Origin of the sequence: Nocardia sp. NPDC058244 (assembly GCF_042882065.1) — a bacterium.
Classification (GTDB): domain Bacteria; phylum Actinomycetota; class Actinomycetes; order Mycobacteriales; family Mycobacteriaceae; genus Nocardia.
Map to the genome: position 1 here is coordinate 401,042 of NZ_JBHVWX010000009.1, position 17,395 is coordinate 418,436.

16 protein-coding genes are annotated in these 17,395 nt (G+C 68.5%); 8 read left to right on the plus strand and 8 right to left on the minus strand.

The genetic code is table 11. From position 1 onward, the window contains the following. The coding region (locus ACFVW6_RS28390) for a WD40 repeat domain-containing protein (protein WP_387793193.1) at positions 1-904 on the plus strand (904 nt) is incomplete at its 5' end. A 202-nt stretch (positions 905-1,106) separates the two neighbouring features. Here the strand turns inward: ACFVW6_RS28390 and ACFVW6_RS28395 are convergent. From ACFVW6_RS28395 to ACFVW6_RS28415, 5 genes are all read right to left on the minus strand, one after another. Further along, positions 1,107-1,595 (minus strand): hypothetical protein, encoded by a 489-nt coding sequence (locus ACFVW6_RS28395; protein WP_378826396.1) that lies wholly within the window; start codon positions 1,593-1,595, stop codon positions 1,107-1,109. Between the two features lie 432 nt (positions 1,596-2,027). Continuing rightward, positions 2,028-3,131, minus strand: a complete 1,104-nt coding sequence (locus ACFVW6_RS28400) for a pentapeptide repeat-containing protein (protein WP_378826399.1) — start codon at positions 3,129-3,131, stop codon at positions 2,028-2,030. Between the two features lie 427 nt (positions 3,132-3,558). Further along, complete coding sequence (locus tag ACFVW6_RS28405) at positions 3,559-4,089, minus strand: hypothetical protein (protein WP_378826401.1); 531 nt, start codon at positions 4,087-4,089, stop codon at positions 3,559-3,561. Between the two features lie 392 nt (positions 4,090-4,481). Then, a complete protein-coding gene (locus ACFVW6_RS28410; protein WP_378826403.1) occupies positions 4,482-5,075 on the minus strand; it encodes a hypothetical protein in 594 nt (197 codons plus the stop codon). A gap of 470 nt (positions 5,076-5,545) precedes the next feature. Further along, the gene (locus ACFVW6_RS28415; RefSeq protein ID WP_378826405.1) at positions 5,546-7,723 is read right to left on the minus strand and encodes a malate synthase G; all 2,178 of its coding nucleotides are present in this window, start codon (positions 7,721-7,723) and stop codon (positions 5,546-5,548) included. Positions 7,724-7,969: 246 nt separating this feature from the next. On the opposite strand from ACFVW6_RS28415, the gene ACFVW6_RS28420 reads away from it, so the two are divergent. After that, positions 7,970-8,629: a TetR/AcrR family transcriptional regulator gene (locus ACFVW6_RS28420; protein ID WP_378826407.1), complete on the plus strand. Its 660-nt coding sequence runs from the start codon at positions 7,970-7,972 to the stop codon at positions 8,627-8,629. 2 nt (positions 8,630-8,631) lie between these two features. Then, positions 8,632-9,921, plus strand: coding sequence for an acyl-CoA dehydrogenase family protein (locus ACFVW6_RS28425; protein ID WP_378826410.1), 1,290 nt, complete (start codon positions 8,632-8,634; stop codon positions 9,919-9,921). A 28-nt stretch (positions 9,922-9,949) separates the two neighbouring features. Here the strand turns inward: ACFVW6_RS28425 and ACFVW6_RS28430 are convergent, their stop codons facing one another. After that, positions 9,950-10,402: a winged helix-turn-helix transcriptional regulator gene (locus ACFVW6_RS28430; RefSeq protein ID WP_378826412.1), complete on the minus strand. Its 453-nt coding sequence runs from the start codon at positions 10,400-10,402 to the stop codon at positions 9,950-9,952. An 84-nt stretch (positions 10,403-10,486) separates the two neighbouring features. On the opposite strand from ACFVW6_RS28430, the gene ACFVW6_RS28435 reads away from it, so the two are divergent. After that, positions 10,487-11,701, plus strand: a complete 1,215-nt coding sequence (locus ACFVW6_RS28435; RefSeq protein WP_378826414.1) for an MFS transporter — start codon at positions 10,487-10,489, stop codon at positions 11,699-11,701. Between the two features lie 18 nt (positions 11,702-11,719). On the opposite strand, the gene ACFVW6_RS28440 is transcribed toward ACFVW6_RS28435, so the two are convergent. Beyond that, entirely contained in the window at positions 11,720-12,418 is a 699-nt protein-coding gene (locus ACFVW6_RS28440; RefSeq protein WP_378826417.1) for a DUF4232 domain-containing protein, read from the minus strand. Positions 12,419-12,805: 387 nt separating this feature from the next. Between ACFVW6_RS28440 and ACFVW6_RS28445 the strand changes: the two genes are divergently transcribed. The 4 genes from ACFVW6_RS28445 (at position 12,806) to ACFVW6_RS28460 (ending at position 16,567) form a co-directional block, all read left to right on the plus strand. Then, positions 12,806-13,348 carry an HNH endonuclease gene (locus ACFVW6_RS28445; RefSeq protein WP_378826419.1) on the plus strand — a complete coding sequence of 181 codons (543 nt, stop codon included), beginning with the start codon at positions 12,806-12,808 and terminating at the stop codon, positions 13,346-13,348. Next, positions 13,345-13,599: a WhiB family transcriptional regulator gene (locus ACFVW6_RS28450; RefSeq protein ID WP_189034276.1), complete on the plus strand. Its 255-nt coding sequence runs from the start codon at positions 13,345-13,347 to the stop codon at positions 13,597-13,599. The genes ACFVW6_RS28445 and ACFVW6_RS28450 overlap by 4 nt, the downstream gene beginning before the upstream one ends. Before the next feature lie 190 nt (positions 13,600-13,789). Continuing rightward, the gene (locus ACFVW6_RS28455) at positions 13,790-15,379 is read left to right on the plus strand and encodes a VWA domain-containing protein (RefSeq protein WP_378826422.1); all 1,590 of its coding nucleotides are present in this window, start codon (positions 13,790-13,792) and stop codon (positions 15,377-15,379) included. 126 nt (positions 15,380-15,505) lie between these two features. Beyond that, positions 15,506-16,567, plus strand: a complete 1,062-nt coding sequence (locus tag ACFVW6_RS28460) for a hypothetical protein (RefSeq protein ID WP_365015112.1) — start codon at positions 15,506-15,508, stop codon at positions 16,565-16,567. On the opposite strand, the gene ACFVW6_RS28465 is transcribed toward ACFVW6_RS28460, so the two are convergent. Beyond that, complete coding sequence (locus tag ACFVW6_RS28465; protein ID WP_378826424.1) at positions 16,556-17,386, minus strand: virginiamycin B lyase; 831 nt, start codon at positions 17,384-17,386, stop codon at positions 16,556-16,558. The two genes, ACFVW6_RS28460 and ACFVW6_RS28465, sit on opposite strands and share 12 nt — an antisense overlap. Positions 17,387-17,395: the final 9 nt, after the last annotated feature.

The following is a 17,395-nucleotide window of genomic DNA, read 5'->3' on the forward strand; positions in this document are numbered from 1 at the left end:
CGTCCGGCTGTGGGACCCCGCCACCGGAAAGCCGATCGGTCAACCACTCACCGGCCACACCGACGCAGTGTCCGCGGTGGCATTCAGCCCGGACGGCACCCGACTCGCCACCGCCGGAAGTGACAAGACCGTGCGGCTGTGGGACCCCGCCACCGGCAACCAAGTCGGTGAACCACTCACCAGCAACACCAGCCCGGTGTTCACGGTGGCATTCAGCCCGGACGGAACCCGCCTCGCCACCGCCAGCAACGACGCCACGGTCCGGCTGTGGGACCCCGCTACCGGAGTGCCGGTCGGGGAACCACTCACCGGCCACACCATCGCAGTGCAGGATGTCGTGTTCAGTCCGGACGGTACCCGGCTCGCCACCGCGGGGAGCGACGAGACCGTGCGGCTGTGGGACCCCGCCACCGGCAACCAAGTCGGTGAACCACTCACCAGCAACACCAGCCCGGTGCTCGCGGTGGCATTCAGCCCGGACGGAACCCGACTGGCCTCCGCAGGCTGGGACGGCACCGTCCGTCTCTGGGACCCCGCCACCAGAGAGCAGATCGGTGAACCACTCACCAGCCATATCAGCCCAGTGACCGCAGTGGCATTCAGCCCGGACGGAACCCGGCTGGCCTCAGCCGGAGGCGACAAGACCGTGCGGTTATGGGACCCAGCCGCCGGAGAGTCGGTCGGTGGACCGCTCACCGGCCACACCAGCCCGGTGGCCACGGTGGCGTTCAGCCCGGACGGAACCCGGCTCGCCTCAGCCGGAGGCGACACAGCCGTGCGGCTGTGGGACAGCGTCTGGGATGTGGACGAGGCGTGTGATCTCGCCGCCCCCTACGTGACCCGCGCGAGACTTCAGTCCTTCATGCCATCGGGCTGGGAGTTGGCCTGCCCGTATGCCGAATGACAAGACTGCCGCGAACTTTGCAGGTTGGGCGGGAATGAAGACGCGAGATCCCTTATGCCGCATCGGTGCCCACAAGCTCACGCGGCATCTCATCGGCCGCTCGGTGTACCCAGAAAGCGCAGTGTTCACGGAAATCTCGGGAGATCACTCCGGCCGGAAACACTTCATTACCGTGCAGGAATGAACGTGACGACGCTGGCGATCACCGCGACAACCGCATCGTTCCTGACCGTTTGAGGATGACGAGCAGGTATCCACGATGATCGCCAGTGACGACAGCGGCCCCACCTCGGATGTCTCCGAGGCGGTTGTAGAACACGCCCAGGTTGTGGGGGTCGAGCGGCAGAACGACCGGGATCATCGGAGAGCGCGCCTGTACCTGCGTTCCCGGCTCCAGGTGCCACTGCCGTACGGCGCAACCATGACGTTGTCCCTCTGCGTCGAGGTAGTACCCGTCGCCGTGATCGACGTCGGAAACGAGATCATCGCCGCTCACGGCGCGGACGCTTTCGATGTACACGGTGCGGACCGTTCCATGCCCGGTCAAGAACGCCACGCCATTGAACGCCAAGGCCGCGGCGTGCACGAGTACGGCCAGTCCGAACAACGCCACAGCCACACACCCCAGTGCCAGTGCCCAGTGGTCGATGATCCGAGCGCCGATCCCCCCTACCAATGTCTCATTCTGCACCTGCCGGACAGATGTTCATCGGGTTTCGGTTGTCCAACTCGTTGTTGTAGCCGACACTGCCTTCAACAGGAGGATCGGGCCTGTTCACACGCGGGTGCCGTCGCCGTTCCGCACGGTTTGCTGCTCCCCGCCGGAAAAGTCGTACACCGGCGCGATACTGCGCCGGGTCTGCACGACAGCCCGACCGTTCCCGGACCGCACCGCGTCGCGATCGCGGCCACCACACGCAGTGAAGTCATCAGCGGAATCCTGCCGGTACCACCTCGGACGGCGATTTCGTCGCATCGCGATGTTGCGGTCCCATTGTGTGCGGTTACGTCGAAGAGGACTCGGCGGAACCATCCTGCGCCGCGGGATCGGCGACCCGCGGATCGGTCCAGGTGGCCAATCGCGGACGCACTTTCACCAGCGGAGAACTCGGGCCGCCACCCTCTAGCGCGGCCGCTCTCGAAGACATCGCGCAGCGTCCAAAAAATGGCTCACAACGCCGTCGGCGCTTGCCGGTGGATCGAAGCCCGCAGGCCACCGCGTTTGGGGGGTGTAGTACGCCCCGGTCAGATTGGGGCGACCGAGTTCGACTCCCGTCGGTTGCCTGATTCGAAGCCAGGCATCGGTCAGGTCCGCATCACTGAGGTCGGCTCCGGTCAGATCGGCGAGCATCAGATTGGCTTTGTTCAAGACAGCGGAGGTGAGGTTCGCGCCTCGCATGTTCGCGCCCCTGTGGTCGCTGCTGTTGAACTCGACGCCGGTCGCGTGCGCAGAGGAGAAATCGGCCCACCGGAGGTCGCGAGCCCAGAAAGTCGCTGTCGCGAGTTCGGTCCGCCCGAATGTCGCGCATCTCAAGTCGGTCCCGTCGAAGTGAGCTTCCGGCATCTTAGCTCCGTCGAAATCGGCGCCGGCGAATGAACCCGTCAGATGCGCTTCGGCCAGGCACGTTCCAGTGAGGTCGGGCAATGCACCTGCGTCGTGATCGACGTTGCGGCGGCCGAGCACTGTGAGTGCTGCTTGAACATCGATGGCCGTCTGAGGAAGCGGACCTACGTACCTCCAGCCTCTCGGCGCACTGTCGTCTCGAACTAGTTTCGGCAAGGTGCATTCCGGCACGTCGGCAGGCGCTTGTGTCCGGATGAATCCACTGAGGATTTCGATGATTGTCGGCTGGTCCTCGGTCGAGTCTTTCGCCAGGCGCTCCAACGAGTAGATGCCGCCGAGCCGAACGTTGATCTTCTCCGAACCGAGGTTCTCGACGGCGTTGGTGAACCGCTCCGTCACCTGGCCCTGCGCGGACAACCCGTACTGGTCGCGCGTGGACTGCAGCGATTGAGCACTGAACCACAGGGCCGCGACCGCGGTCAGGGCAGTCGCGATCGCCGCAACCTTGGTCCATCCGTCCCACCTCAGTAGGGACGACAGGATCCGGCCCATCACGGACTGTTGAGGTTGTGGTGCCGATCCAGCCCCGGAGGCCAACTGCGGTGCAGAGACAGCGGCGGATTCCGCTGGGAGCTCACCGGAGCTGCCGTTGTCAGTGCTCAATCCTGTCTCCTAACGTCCGCAGGAGCCCCAGCGAAACCACTGGTTGCAATAGCATCCCGCGCCGTACGGCGTTGTGCGCGCGTAACCGGGTACTCGACTATGACCGGCGCCGAATCAACACGCCGCGCACTTGTCGAACCCTCGCGCCAGCCACGCGGATTCGTCACACCTGCGTCGCCGTTTCCCCGACCTGACGGACAGATAACCGAGCGGCCACGTCGGACGGCGACGTCATCGCATCGTGATGCTGTGGGCCTGAGGCATGTGGTTGTGCCGCAGTTCGCGCTCGGACAGGAAATCGGCTGAACCACCCTGCACTGCGGGATCGACGGACGCGAGTGTGCATCCTCATCGAACTGGTGGCGTTCGGCAAACCTACCGCCGAACAGCGGCAACCGGGCGCGCGGGAGCAGAGCATGCAGGTGTTCTACGAGGACTGAACGGCTGCACCGAATTCCTTCCGGCGCTCCCTGTCGACGGCCTCCAAGCCCTGCTTCGAGCGGAATACGTTCGGCGCAGCAGTGATCTCATCACTATCGGCGATCACACCCTTGTGCTCGAAAACTCCGAGGTACTCAGTCCAGGTCCCGACATCAGCTGTCAGCGATCGCAGCAACAAGCGCCGCGGGCCGCGACGCCCGAACAGGCGCCCAGTGGCGGGCAGACTTTCCAGCGTCGCATCAACCCGCTTGAAGAACCACAGGACATCGAACAACGCCTTCGTGTGGGGTTTGGCAGGGTCTGCGGAGCCATCAGGACCGAGGTCCCAGCCTTCCGGAAATTGTTCGGAGTGCCGGAAAGTCCCCATGAGGTGCCGCGCCTCCGACAGCGACCCGGACTGGAACGCGGTCAGCAACTCGTCCACGCGCCGAAACTGCGAATCTCGACGGCTCCCGATGTTGAGCCACAGAACCAGGGCTGCTATCACGACGCTCGCGACAGCTGTGAGAGTGCTCATGCCGCAACACTATTCGATAGCCGCAGCGTCGGCACTCGAAGACGAAGCGCTGTGATCGTCACGCACCGAGGCACTCCTCCCGGCCAGGCCAGATTCCTCAACCGAACAGACGTCTCGACCCGCCCCGGCTGCGGGCTGGGGCCCCGCGCACCAGGTAGGCGCTCAGCTCCCACGGAGCCCGGTGCTGGTGAATCGCCTCGACATAGTCGTTCAACTTATGGCAGTTTCGTTCCAGCTCTCGGTCCAGTGCCTCGCCATCGGAGGCTGGGACGCGGGCCAGCCGGTCGAAGCTACACCCGCATGCATGGAGGTGACAGGACTTCGAACCCGCGACCTTCGCAGTTGCCCCGACCGTACACCGGGGCCACCGACAAAACGTGATCCAAGGCCGCTCAGGCCGGCTCGGCCGCCGCCGCAGGCTCCTGGGGCTCCGGTAGCAGCCGCCGAAGTAACAACGGACATGGGCTTGCCCCGTATCCGCCCGAATTCGGCGGTTGCCCCCCAGTGGCGGCCGGGCGGTCCAGTGGAGGTGGCGCAAGGTCATCCATAGGTACCCGGGTCTGCGAGGCGATGATCTCGTCGACCCCGGGCTTCCTCGACGCCTTCCGGCGTCGAGTTGCCGGTCCAGGTTCCGACAGCGAGGTAGGTGAGGTATCCGGCCAGACCGATCGCGGCATGGCGAATGTGGTGTAGTGCAGGGTGAATGCGGCCTGGTTGAGGGCTTTCGCGCCTGATGCGAGCCCGTAGATCAGTTTCGCGGGGACGGTGTAGATCTCACCGTCGGCGCCGATGAGCCAGTAGGCCGCAGTCGGGCTGGTTGTGAGCAGGATGTTGAGCTGGTCGAGCTCGATACTCCACTTATCGGCGCTGGCGGCGCCAACCTCCTGATAGGACTTCTTGACCTGCACGAACTCGGCGAAGGCCAGGCGCAGCCGACCGCTATCTCGATAGGCACGACGAGTCGGCGGTGGTATCGCCCAACGCATTCTGCCGACCCGATTCGAGGATCTCCCAGCGCCCAGCGTTGAAGGTCTCCTCAATATCACGGCTGTCGTTTCCGACAATGATCGAGCCATCGTGATGCAGGATCACGAATGTTCCGTTGTCTGCAGCGATCGTGGCCGAAGTACGACCTCCAGTCGAGGGTCTACATGCAGTCACCCCGAGTATCGGCAGGTCCGAGAAGCGGTCCTGCAGAAGCATCGGGCGGCCACAAGACCACACTGCATCGCCGCAAGGTCACCTCCAAGGAGGGATGCGAATCCGCTGGTAGACCACTTATGAGGACGATGTTGGGCGCGTTCGTTTGTGACCGTTTTTGTGACCGTTTTGAGGGTGATGAGCCGGTATCCGAGGTGATCTCTGGTGAAGACAGCGGCCCCGCGCCGGATTTCTCCGATGCGGGGCCGCAAACGAAAAGCGCTGCTATGAGCTACTTTTCACACAGTCGACAGCACTACTTCTGCGCGGCCTTGAACTCACGACGACGGCGGTGCAGGATCGGCTCGGTGTAGCCGTTGGGCTGCTTGGTGCCCTCGAGGACCAGTTCCTTGGCGGCCTGGAAGGCGATGCTGGCGTCGAAGTCCGGGGCCATCGGGGTGTAGGCCTTGTCGCCGGCGTTCTGGCGGTCGACGACGGGGGCCATGCGCTCGAGGCTGGCGATCACGTCGGCCTCGGAGACGATGCCGTGGCGCAGCCAGTTGGCGACCAGCTGGCTCGAGATGCGCAGGGTGGCACGGTCTTCCATCAGGCCGATGTCGTTGATGTCGGGCACCTTGGAGCAGCCGACACCGTGGTCGATCCAGCGGACGACGTAGCCCAGGATGCCCTGGGAGTTGTTGTCCAGCTCCTGGCGCTTCTCCTCGTCGGACCAGTCGGTGGACTGGGCCAGCGGGATCTCCAGGATCTGGTCGACGGTGGCGCGCGGGCCACCCTTGGCGATCTCGGACTGCCGCTTGAACACGTCCACCAGGTGGTAGTGGGTGGCGTGCAGGGTGGCGGCGGTCGGCGAGGGCACCCACGCGGTGTTGGCGCCCGACTTCGGGTGCACGATCTTCTGCTCGAGCATGCCGGCCATCAGGTCGGGCATGGCCCACATGCCCTTGCCGATCTGGGCCTTGCCGGGCAGGCCCTTGGCCAGGCCGGTGTCGACGTTCCAGTCCTCGTAGGAGGCGATCCAGGTCTGGGCCTTCATCTCGGCCTTGCGGACCATCGGCCCGGCCTCCATGGAGGTGTGGATCTCGTCGCCGGTGCGGTCCAGGAAGCCGGTGTTGATGAACACCACGCGCTCCTTGGCGGCCTCGATCGACGCGGCGAGGTTGACCGTGGTGCGGCGCTCCTCGTCCATGATGCCGACCTTGAGGGTGTTGCGGGTCAGGCCGAGGACGTCCTCGATCCGGCCGAACAGCTCGTTGGTGAACGCGGCCTCGTCGGGGCCGTGCATCTTCGGCTTCACGATGTAGACCGAGCCGGTGCGGGTGTTGGCCAGCGCCGCGGTGCCGTTGAGCGAGTGCACGGCGATCAGCGAGGTGATCAGGCCGTCCATGATGCCCTCGGGGACCTCGTTGCCCTCGGCGTCGATGATCGCGTCGGAGGTCATCAGGTGGCCCACGTTGCGCACGAACAGCAGCGAACGGCCGTGCAGCACCAGCTCCGAGCCGTCGAGCGCGGTGTAGACGCGGTCGGGGTTCATGGTGCGGGTGAAGGTCTTGCCGTTCTTGGTGACCTCTTCGGCCAGATCGCCCTTGTTCAGGCCGAGCCAGTTGCGGTAACAGACGACCTTGTCCTCGGCGTCGACCGCGGCGACCGAGTCCTCGAAGTCCATGATCGTGGTGAGCGCGGACTCGAGCACGATGTCCTTGACACCGGCGGTGTCGGTCGAGCCGATCGGCGAGTTCGCGTCGATCTGGATCTCGATGTGCAGGCCGTTGTGCTTGAGCAGCACCGAGGTCGGGGCCTCCGGGTCGCCGAGGTAGCCGACGAGCTGCGACGGGTCGGCCAGGCCGATGTCGGTGCCGTCTTCCAGGCCGATCTCGAGCTCGCCGTCGACGATCTTGTAGTACGACGAACCGATGTGCGAGCCGGTGATCAGGGTGACGGCGTCGTCGAGGAAGTTACGGCCCCACTCGATGACCTTGTCGCCGCGCACGCGGTTGTAGCCGGTGCCCTTCTCGGCGCCGTTGGCCTCGGAGATGGCGTCGGTGCCGTAGAGCGCGTCGTAGAGCGAACCCCACCGCGCGTTGGCGGCGTTGATCGCGAAGCGCGCGTTCATCACCGGCACCACGAGCTGCGGGCCCGCGGTGGTGGCGATCTCGGCGTCGACGTTGCCGGTGCCGATCTGGAACGGGGCGGGCTCGGGGCGCAGGTAACCGATCTCGGTCAGGAACTGCTTGTAGGCGCCCTTGTCGTAGCCGGCGCCGGGGCTCTCCTGGTGCCAGGCGTCGAGCTTGCCCTGGATCTCGTCGCGTTCGGCCAGCAGGGCGCGGTTGCGCGGGGCGAGGTCGTTGATGACCTGCTCGGCTCCGGCCCAGAACGCGGCGGAATCTACGCCGGTACCGGGGAGCGCCTCGTTCTCGATGAAATCGTGGAGAACGCTGGCCACCTGGAGCCCGCCGACCTGAATCCGCTCTGTCATCTACTGCCTCACTTTTGAGAAAGCCGGGTGGGAAAAGTCGATGTCATGTTACCCGTGGGTAGTGGTGACACCTCGTGTGGGTTCGAACGCCGTGGAACCGCCGTCCATTCCGCCACGCCGAGACGCCGAGGTCGACGCGTGGGCGTGGCGGCCCACCCCTTGATTGTAGGCACCCGGAGAATTAATGTACTGACCGGAACATTTCTCGGCGGCTCGGCCCAGGTCGCCCGGCGGAGTGGAGGCACGGTGGACGGCGCACGATCCGGCGAACCCGTCGCCCCGGTCCGCCGCAGAGGCCGCCCACCGGCCACCGATCGTGGCGCGGCCGACACCCGCGAACGCATCCGGGCCGCCGCGCTGGACCTGTTCGCCGAGCGCGGCTTCCACGGCACCGGCGTCGCCGAGATCGGCGCGCGAGCCGATGTCCAGCGCGGCGCGCTGTACTACCACATCGGCTCCAAGGAGGAGCTGCTGTGGGAGATCCTCGCCGACTACACCCGCCTGCTGCTCGCCGACGCCGAGCGCCTCGCCGACGCGAGCACCGACCCGGTCGAGACGTTGCGCCTGCTCATCCGCAGTCACGTGGAGCTGATCGTCACCCATCGCCGGGCGGTCGCGGTGCACCTGCGCGACGCCGACGCGCTCACCGGCGAACGCGCCGTCGAGCTGCAGCGGCTGCGCGATCGCCTCCAGCACCGCTGGCAGGAGGTGATCGACGCGGGACACGCCGCGGGGCGGCTGCGCACCGCCGATCACGTCGTCACCAACGGCCTGCTCGGCATGCTGAACTCGCTCGGCTTCTGGTACCGCGAACGCGGCGCGCACTCCCCCGCCGAGATCGCCGACATCCTCACCGACACCGTCCTGTCCGGGCTCAGCGCCACGGACACCGATCCGAAAGGCTGATCATGGCGTGGGATTTCGAGACCGACCCGGAGTACCAGCGCAAACTCGACTGGGTCGCGGACTTCGTCCGCACCGAGGTCGAGCCGCTGGATCTGATCTACCCCAATCCGTACGACCGGACCGATCCCGAGATCAGGGCGCTGATGCGGCCACTCCAGCAGCAGGTGAAGGACCAGGGACTGTGGGCCTGCCACCTCGGCCCCGAATTGGGCGGACCCGGTTACGGTCAACTGAAACTCGCTCTGCTCAACGAGGTGCTCGGTACCTCGATGTGGGCGCCGCTCGTCTTCGGTTGTCAGGCACCGGATTCCGGCAACGCCGAGATCCTGGCGCACTTCGGCACCGCGGAGCAGAAAGAGCGGTACCTGCAGCCACTGCTCCACGGGGAGATCGGCTCCTGCTACGTGATGACCGAGCCCACCGGTGGCTCGGACCCGACCGCATTCCGGACCACGGCGGTCCGCGACGGTGACGAGTGGGTCATCAACGGCGAGAAGTGGTTCAACTCCTGTGCCGAGTTCGCCACCTTCCACATCGTGATGGTGGTGACCGACCCGTCCGCCGAACCGCACCTGCGCCTGTCGATGTTCATCGTCCCGGCAGACGCCCCCGGCCTCGAACTGGTGCGCAATTTCACCGTGCCCGGCTTCAGCGAACACGAGGGACACCTGCGGTTCACCGACGTCCGGGTACCCGCCGATCACCTGCTCGGCGCGGAGGGCGCCGGTTTCGTCGTCGCACAGACCCGGCTCGGCGGCGGCCGCGTGCACCACGCGATGCGCACGGTCGCGTTGGTCCGCAAGGCCTTCGACATGATGTGCGAGCGCGCGGTCTCCCGTCCGGCCCGCAAGGGGGTGCTCGGCGGCTTCCAGATGACCCAGGAGCGCATCGCCGACAGCTGGATCCAGATGGAACAGTTCCGCCTGCTCGTGCTGCGCACGGCCTGGCGCATCGACCAGGCCCAGGACTACCGCGCGGTCCGCAAGGACATCGCCGCCATCAAGGTGGCCATGCCGACGGTCATGAACGACATCGCCCGCCGCGCACTGCATCTGCACGGCGCCCTCGGCGTCAGCACCGATCTTCCGTTCCTCGACATGACCACCTACGCCGAGGTGATGGCCATCGCCGACGGGCCGACCGAGGTGCACAAGATCACCCTCGCGAAAGAGGTCCTGAAGCAGTACGCGCCCGCGGATCCGGTGTACCCCACCGGTTTCCGGCCCACGCTCCGCGAGGAGGCCCGCGACCTCGTGGCCCGCAGGCTCGAACGCGAGGTCGGCAACCTCTGATCGGGAGGTCACCGCGGCGGTCGCGTGCTCAGTCCACGCGCCGCACGCGGGTGGACTCGGCGGTGACGGGCGCGCCGGACCCGCTGCGGGGCCGCAGCTCGGCGATCACCTCGTCGTCCCGGTCGACGAGGGTCGAGTGCCGTTCACCGTCGGCGAAGGCGTGCCGTTCACCCCACTGCCGCAGCGCGACGATCGTCGTGAACAGGTCCCGCCCGGCGGCGGTGAGTTCGTAGACGTGCCGCTTGCCGCTCGGGGTGGCGCTGGTGGTGAGGATGCCGTCGTCGACGAGCCTGCGCAGCCGGTCGGCGAGGATGTTGCGGGCGATCCCGAGGCGCTGCCGGAACTCGGTGAACGAGCCGGGGCCGTCCATGGCGTCGCGGACGATGAGCAGACTCCAGCGATCACCGACCAGGTCGACGGTGCGCGCGACCGGGCAGGTGGGGTCGGTCCACGCGCGATCGCGGCCGGACGTCGGTGTCATCGGTCACCTTCCGCATTGGGTTGCGTTTCGAAACCATTATTCCCTATCGTGAATTGGTTGCATTTTGCTACCGATTGGAGAGTGATGGTCACCGGAATCGCGCACCCACAGCGCTTGCTCCTGGCCGCGGTGTGCGCCGTGGCGGTGGCGACGATCTACGCGATCCAGCCGGTGCTGGGCGCGGCGGGCGCGCAGCTGGGGTTGCCGGCCGAATCGGTGGGATTGCTGGTCGCGGCCGGGCAGATCGGCTATTTCGCCGGGCTGATCCTGCTGGTGCCGCTGGGGGATCTGGTGAACCGGCGGGGGCTGATCGGCGGGCTGCTGGCGCTCACCGGCGTCGGAGCGGCGATCACGGCCGCCGCGCCGAACGGTGCCGTCGCGATGGCGGGGCTCGCCGCCGCCGGGGTGTTCGCGGTCGTCGTGCAGGTGACGGTCGCCTACGCGGCCGCGGTATCCGAGCCCGGCGAACGCGGGCACATCATCGGCGCCGTCACGTCGGGGGTGGTCGTCGGCATTCTCGGTGTCCGCGTGATCGCGGGCGTCTTCGGCGACACGCTGGGCTGGCGCGCGGTCTTCGTCCTGCTGGCCGCGTCGTGCGCGACGCTCGCCGTCGTCACCCGGGCGGGCCTGCGTCCCGATATCCGGACACCCGGCGCGCGCTACACACAGATCGTGCGGTCGATGGGGCGCCTCGTGATCACGGATCGCCTGTTCCGGAGCCGGGGCCTGATCGCCTTCTTCCTCTTCGCGTCCTTCGGCACGCTCTGGAGCGGCCTCGCCCTGCCCCTCGGTGCCGCGCCGTGGTCGCTCGGTACCACCGAGATCGGGCTGTTCGGCGTCGTCGGCCTCGCGGGTGCGCTCGGCGCGACCCGGGCGGGCAGGTGGGCCGATGCCGGTCACGCGCAGGCGATCACTGGGTGGTCACTGCTGATCCTGGCCGGGTCCTGGCTGCTCATCGCCCCGATGGGGCCGACCCTGCTCCCGCTCCTGGCCGGCATCGTCGTGCTCGACTTCGCCGTCCAAGCCGTGCACGTCTCCAGTCAGCACCTGCTGACCACCGCGCACCCGGACCGCACCGGCAGCGTCCTCGGCGCCTACATGACGTTCTATTCCGCCGGCTCCGCACTCGGTGCGGTCACCACCGCCTGGGCATACACCGCGTGGGGATGGTGGGCCGCGTGCGGGTTCGGCGCGGGCTACGCCCTGTGCGGCTTCGCCGTCTGGGGACTGGCCCAGTTCCGACTCGATGAGAGATCGGAATCCGTTCCAGCACAGCGGGTTCCGTGCACGCAGGCATGACCGCCCCGGCGCCGCCGATCAGCTCATCGGCGTGACCGGATGGACCGCGAGATCGCATACCGACAGCGCTTCGGACACCGGGACGGTGTCGGTGGTGTCGGGCGGGGTGACCCGCAACCCGGTGTAGGCCGGGCAGGCGTTGCCCGCGGCGTCGGTGGTGGTGCCCTCGACGACGGCCTGCGCACCGTGGTCCTGGGTGAGGATCACGGTCGCCGGCTCGCTCCGATCGGGTGGCAGTCCGCCCAGGTAGCCGCGCAGGGTGCGGGTCGCGTTCGCGGTGGTGTCCCCGATCGCGTCGACGCCCGGGTAGCCGGTCAGCGAACAGGGCCCACTGGCCCCGACCAGCCAGAAACGCAGGGTCAGCCCCTGGTGCCCGGCCCCCGCGGTGACCGGCCCGCCGCCGACGAGCACCTGACCGTCGGCGCACGCGGGCGCGGTATCGGGCAGCGCGACGCCGGGCGGACTGGTCGGACCGCCGGTGGCCGCCGGCGCCGAGGTCACCGCCGGGCCCCGGGACGGGGCGGGCAGGGCAGCCGGGGGCACCAGCGTCGCGGGCCCCGCCGCGCTCGTCCGGACCGACGACGCCGGGCCGGGCGCCGGCAGGGTCGGACTCGGCCGATCGGCGGGCGCGCTCGTGCCGCCGGAATCGCTGTCGCAGCCGGGAAGGAGCAGGACCACCGCGCAGGCCACGGCGGCCGGAATCAGCGCTGTCCGCATGAGCACCACTCCTCGCGTTCGGTGCGCCCGACGGGCACCTCACCCCGAAAATGTATCGCGACCTGCCGGTTCGAGGTTTCCGTCGGTATCGGAGCGTTACCGGAAATAAATCAGCCGACATCCGGCGCGCCGTATGCCACCATGAATTCCACGCCGGTCATTCGCAACAAGGCGACACCGACGAGATACCCCGAGAGGAGGAGACGGCCATGAAACCCCTTGCGCCACTGCGACAGTCCGAGAAGATCTATCGCCGCGCCGGTTCGGCCCACAGCGCGTCGAGCGCGGGCACCGATGCCATGGCCCGTCTCCGGTTCGCGCACTGACGCGGTAATCCCACTCGACTCCGACCGTCGTTCGCACTTCTCTCGAAACATGGTGATTCCCATGACGATCCGTCATGCCGTCGACCTGATGGCGCCCACGTCCGACACCTGGATACGCACCAGGGTGCTCGTCCTCAACGCCAGCTACGAAGCCCTCGACGAGATCACCGCCGACCGGGCCGTGACACTGCTGATCAGCGGTGCCGCGGAGACCGTCATCGAGCGGGCGCCGCGGTTCCCGATCCGGTCCCAGCACCTGGTCATCGGGCTGCCGGAGACGATCCGGCTGCTGCGCTACGTCTACCTGGGCCACGTCGCCCCGGTCGGTGAGGACAGCCGCGCCACGCTGGCCGGTGTCCTGCGCCGCGACCGGCACCGCTGCGGCTACTGCGACGACTGGGCGCAGACCGTCGACCACATCCGCCCGCGCAGCAGGGGCGGACCGAACACCTGGGGCAACCTGATCGCCTGCTGCGGCCCCTGCAATACGAGCAAGGCCGACCGCACCCCGGAGGAAGCGGGGATGCGGCTGCTGTGGGAGCCCAAGGCTCCCGACCCGCTGGCCCGCACCCAGCGCCGGATCTGGAAGGAGTACGCGCCGTGACCACCACCGACCTCGCACTGACCGAACTGCTGACTCTGTCCGATTCGGGGCAATGGCACCGCGCCGCCTGCCGGGGTGACCCGAACCACGAGGCCTGGTTCCCCTACCCATCGCAGGACTTCGACTACGCCCGCCGGATCTGCGCCGGTTGCCCGTTGCTCGCGGGGTGCACCGAGTACGCGGCGCAGACCGGCCAGTCGGGGGTCTGGGGCGGCCGTGAATACGACCGCGGGCGCGTGATCCGCGAGTGACCGGCCGGGGCCGGGTGTCCGTCGTGACACCCGGCCCTACGCCGTGACCTGCACCGATGCGCACCCGAGTACACCGTGCGGCGGCCGGGTCACGAGTCCTTAAACTTGCCACGTGGGTACTCATCGCAGCGGGACCAGATCTCGAACCATCAGCAAAGGTCCGGTTATCGCGGCATCGGTACTCGTTCTGGTGATCGTGGCCGTCTTCGCGTGGTTCCAGCTCAGCGACCGCGCCGCGAGCACCGACGTCGCGGCGGCCGCCGAATGTGTCGAGGGACCGGCGTCGCTGGACGTGACCGTCGATCCGGCGATCGCGGGCCCGGTGCGCGCCGCCGCCGAGCGCTACAACGCGAGCAAGCCGCGCGTGCGCGACCACTGCGCCCGGGTGGAGGTGTCGGCCCGGCCGTCGGCCGCGCTGGTCGCGGGTCTGGCCGATCCCGGGAAGTGGGATCCGGCGCTGGGCCCGAAGCCGGGCCTGTGGATCGCCGATTCGACCCGGTCGATCGAACTGGTCCGGGTGCCCGGCCTGATCGAGGGCACGCCCGCCTCCATCGCCACCAGCCCGATCGTGCTCGCCGTGCCCGACGCGCTGCGCCAGGCCCTCGAACAGCATCAGGTCGCCTGGTCCGACCTGCCGCGCCTGCAGCAGGGCTCGCTCGACGAGGTCGGCCTGGCCGGCTGGGGCGGCCTGCGGATGGCGCTGCCCACGGGCGACGCCACCACCGCGGCGGCCGCCTCGATCGGAGCCGCGGTCTCGGGCACCGAGCCGCTGACCGAGCAGGCCGCGGGGTCCGGGCAGGTCGTCGCCGCCATCTCCGGGCTGGCCGCCGGCGCCCAGACGCCCGCCGACCTGATGACCGCGATGGCCGCGATCACCACCGACCCCACCGCCGACGAGGTCCACGCCGTCGCCGCGACCGCCCAGCAGCTGGGCACCGGCGGGCTGACCGCGTTCCGGCCGGTCGGGACCGCGCCGCTCGCGGACTATCCCGCCGCGCTGCTGTCGGGCCCCTGGGTCGACAAGACCCAGAACCTCATCGCCTCCCGCTTCATCGACTTCCTGCGGGCCCCGGAGCAGGCGGGCGCGCTGGCCACCGACGGGTTCGGCCCGGCCATCGGTTCGGCACCGCCGAACCCGGACAAGGCGGCACTGCAGAAGGTGCAGTCCACCCTGGCCAACCCGGTGCTCGGCGTGAACGCGACGGTGCTGCTCGACGTGTCGTCGTCGATGGGCACCGCCGAGGGATCGACCACCCGGCTCGCGAACGCGAGCGCGGCGCTCGCCTCGACGCTGACGGTGATGCCGCCGGACTTCGGCCTCGGGCTGTGGACCTTCGGCAAGAACCTCGACGGCACCACGCCGTACAAGGTCCAGGTCCCCACCGCCCTGCTGACCGACACGCAGCGCAATGCCGTCGGGACGGCGGTCACCAGCACCAAGGCGACCCAGACCACCAGCGATCAGGCCTACCCGAGCCTGCTCGCCGCCTACCGCGCCGCGGTCGCGGCCTACTCCCCCGGCCGGACCAACTCGATCCTGATCATCACCGACGGCCCCGACGACGACTCGACGCTCACCGGTCCCGCACTGGTCAGCGAGATCACCGCCGCGACCACCGCGGGCAAGCCCGTCCGGATCGACGTCGTCGTGGTCGGCGGCCAGGGCACCCAGACCCTGCAGACCCTCGCGCAGCAGACCGGCGGCACCTACACCCGGCTGCCGACGAGCAACGACCTCGGCTTCGGCACCGCCGTGGTGAAGGCACTGACCACACCCTGACGCCCCGAACGACCGCGCGGACACCATCATTCGCTCGCTCGGCCGGAATCGGTGGTGTGAACCATCGCACCGCCGGGTACTCGCAACCCACTGCGTTCGGTCCGATCCGCGGCGGGGAGACGAGTGATGGCGACGAACCACGGTGCGCGAGTCGCGTTCCGGCACTGGCGCGAACGCGTCGACCGCGCCGTCATCCTGGCCGCACGCAAGCCGAACCACTACATCCTCACCGCCAGTACGGCCACCGCCGGCGTGTTCAGTTCACTCGAGATCGCCGACCCGGTGAAGCGGGGCATCGACGCGCTGCCGGTGGTGACCAACAGTGATTGGCTCGGCTTCGTCCTGTTCACCGTCGTGATCGCGGCCGGGCTGCGCGGGTTGTCCCTGGCGGTCGGCAGGCTCGCGGGCCGGGAACCGATCGACGTGCTGGCCGGGATCATCGACGACAGCGGGCTGCTGCCCGACCTCACCTCGCACTATGGGAGACGGATGACCGGCGACACCGACGCGACCCCGCAGCTCGACTACCGGGTCCGCCATCTCGACGACCGCGACCTGGACACGCTGTGCCAGATCAACCGGGAAGCCTTCGCCCGGTCCGGCTTCGCCACCCCGCTCGATGTGATCAGGCAACGCAATCTCAGTGTGCACCAGGTCAATCCGCTCGCGTACAGCCTGATCGAGGCCCAGGTCGACGGCACCTTCGTCCCGGTCGGATTCTCCTGCATCCTGCCGCTGAACCGGCTCGGCGAGGCCGCCTACTGCCGCACCGGCGGACTGACCGACGCGCAGCTGCGCGGTCTGCACCTGAGCAGGCCGGGCGAGTGGTCGGACGCGGTGGTGCTGTTCTCGGTCGGGCTGCTGCGCGGATTCCGGGGCAGGCTCGGCGCCAGCCCGCTGACCATCTCGCAGATCTACATCGATCATCTGGCCGAGGTCCTGCTCGACATCCACGCGGCCGACCCCACCCGGCCGACCACCCGGGTCTACGCGCAGACCGAGCACGCCGGAACCGGCGTCGCGCGCCTGCTCGCGGCCTTCGGTTTCGCCGACACCGGCGTGGTGACCGGCGACGGCTATCCGCTGCGGATGCTCGAGATACCGCTGGGCGCGATCGATGCCGCGACGGCACCGACCGCGCCCGGGTTGCGCGCCCTGCTCGAGCGATTGCGGTCCTCAGCCGGGTGAGACCTCCACCAGCGCACCGGATTCCATCGCGATCCAGAGGTGACCGCGGGCGTCGACGGTGAGTCCGTGCGGTTCCTTCCCCGGGAGCGGCAGGTGGTCGAGCTCGCCCTCGGTGGTGATCCGGCCGAGCGTGCCGCTCGCCCATTCGGTGAACCACAGCGCGCCGTCGGGGCCTGCGGTGATCGCGTGCGGGCGCGCGGCCGGGTCGGGCAGCGCGAATTCGGTGACGGTGCCGTCTGTTTCGATGCGCCCGATCGCGCCCGCTCCGATCTCGGTGAACCACACCGCGCCGTCGGGACCGGCCGTGATGCCGACCGGTGCGGCGGCGGGTGTGGGCAGCGGGAACAGGGTGCGGGCGAGGTCGCGGTCGACCCGCCCGATCGCATTGCCCTGGTTCACCGTGAACCACAGGGCCCCATCGGTTCCCGGGGTGATCATCGACGGCATCCCGTCCACGTCGACGTGCTCGACCGTGCCGTCGACACCCAGCCGCCCGACCCGGCCCGCCTGCAACGCGGTGAACCACAGCGCCCCGTCGGGGCCGGCGCACACGCCGTAGGGCCCGTCCATCGCGATGCTCGTGACGACGCCGTCGAGGGTGCGGCGGCCTAGCCGTCCGCCCCGGAACTCGGTGAACCACAGTGCCGCGTCCGGTCCGGTCACGATCACGGTCGGTTGCCCGTCGGCCGGGTCGAGCGGGAAGATCTCCACCTCGCCGCCGGCGTAGCGGCCGAGGGCGCCCTGCGCGACCAGCGTGAACCACACCGCGCCGTCCGGCCCGGCCGTCACCCCGTAGGGCGCGCCGGGTACGTCGATCACTTGTACGAT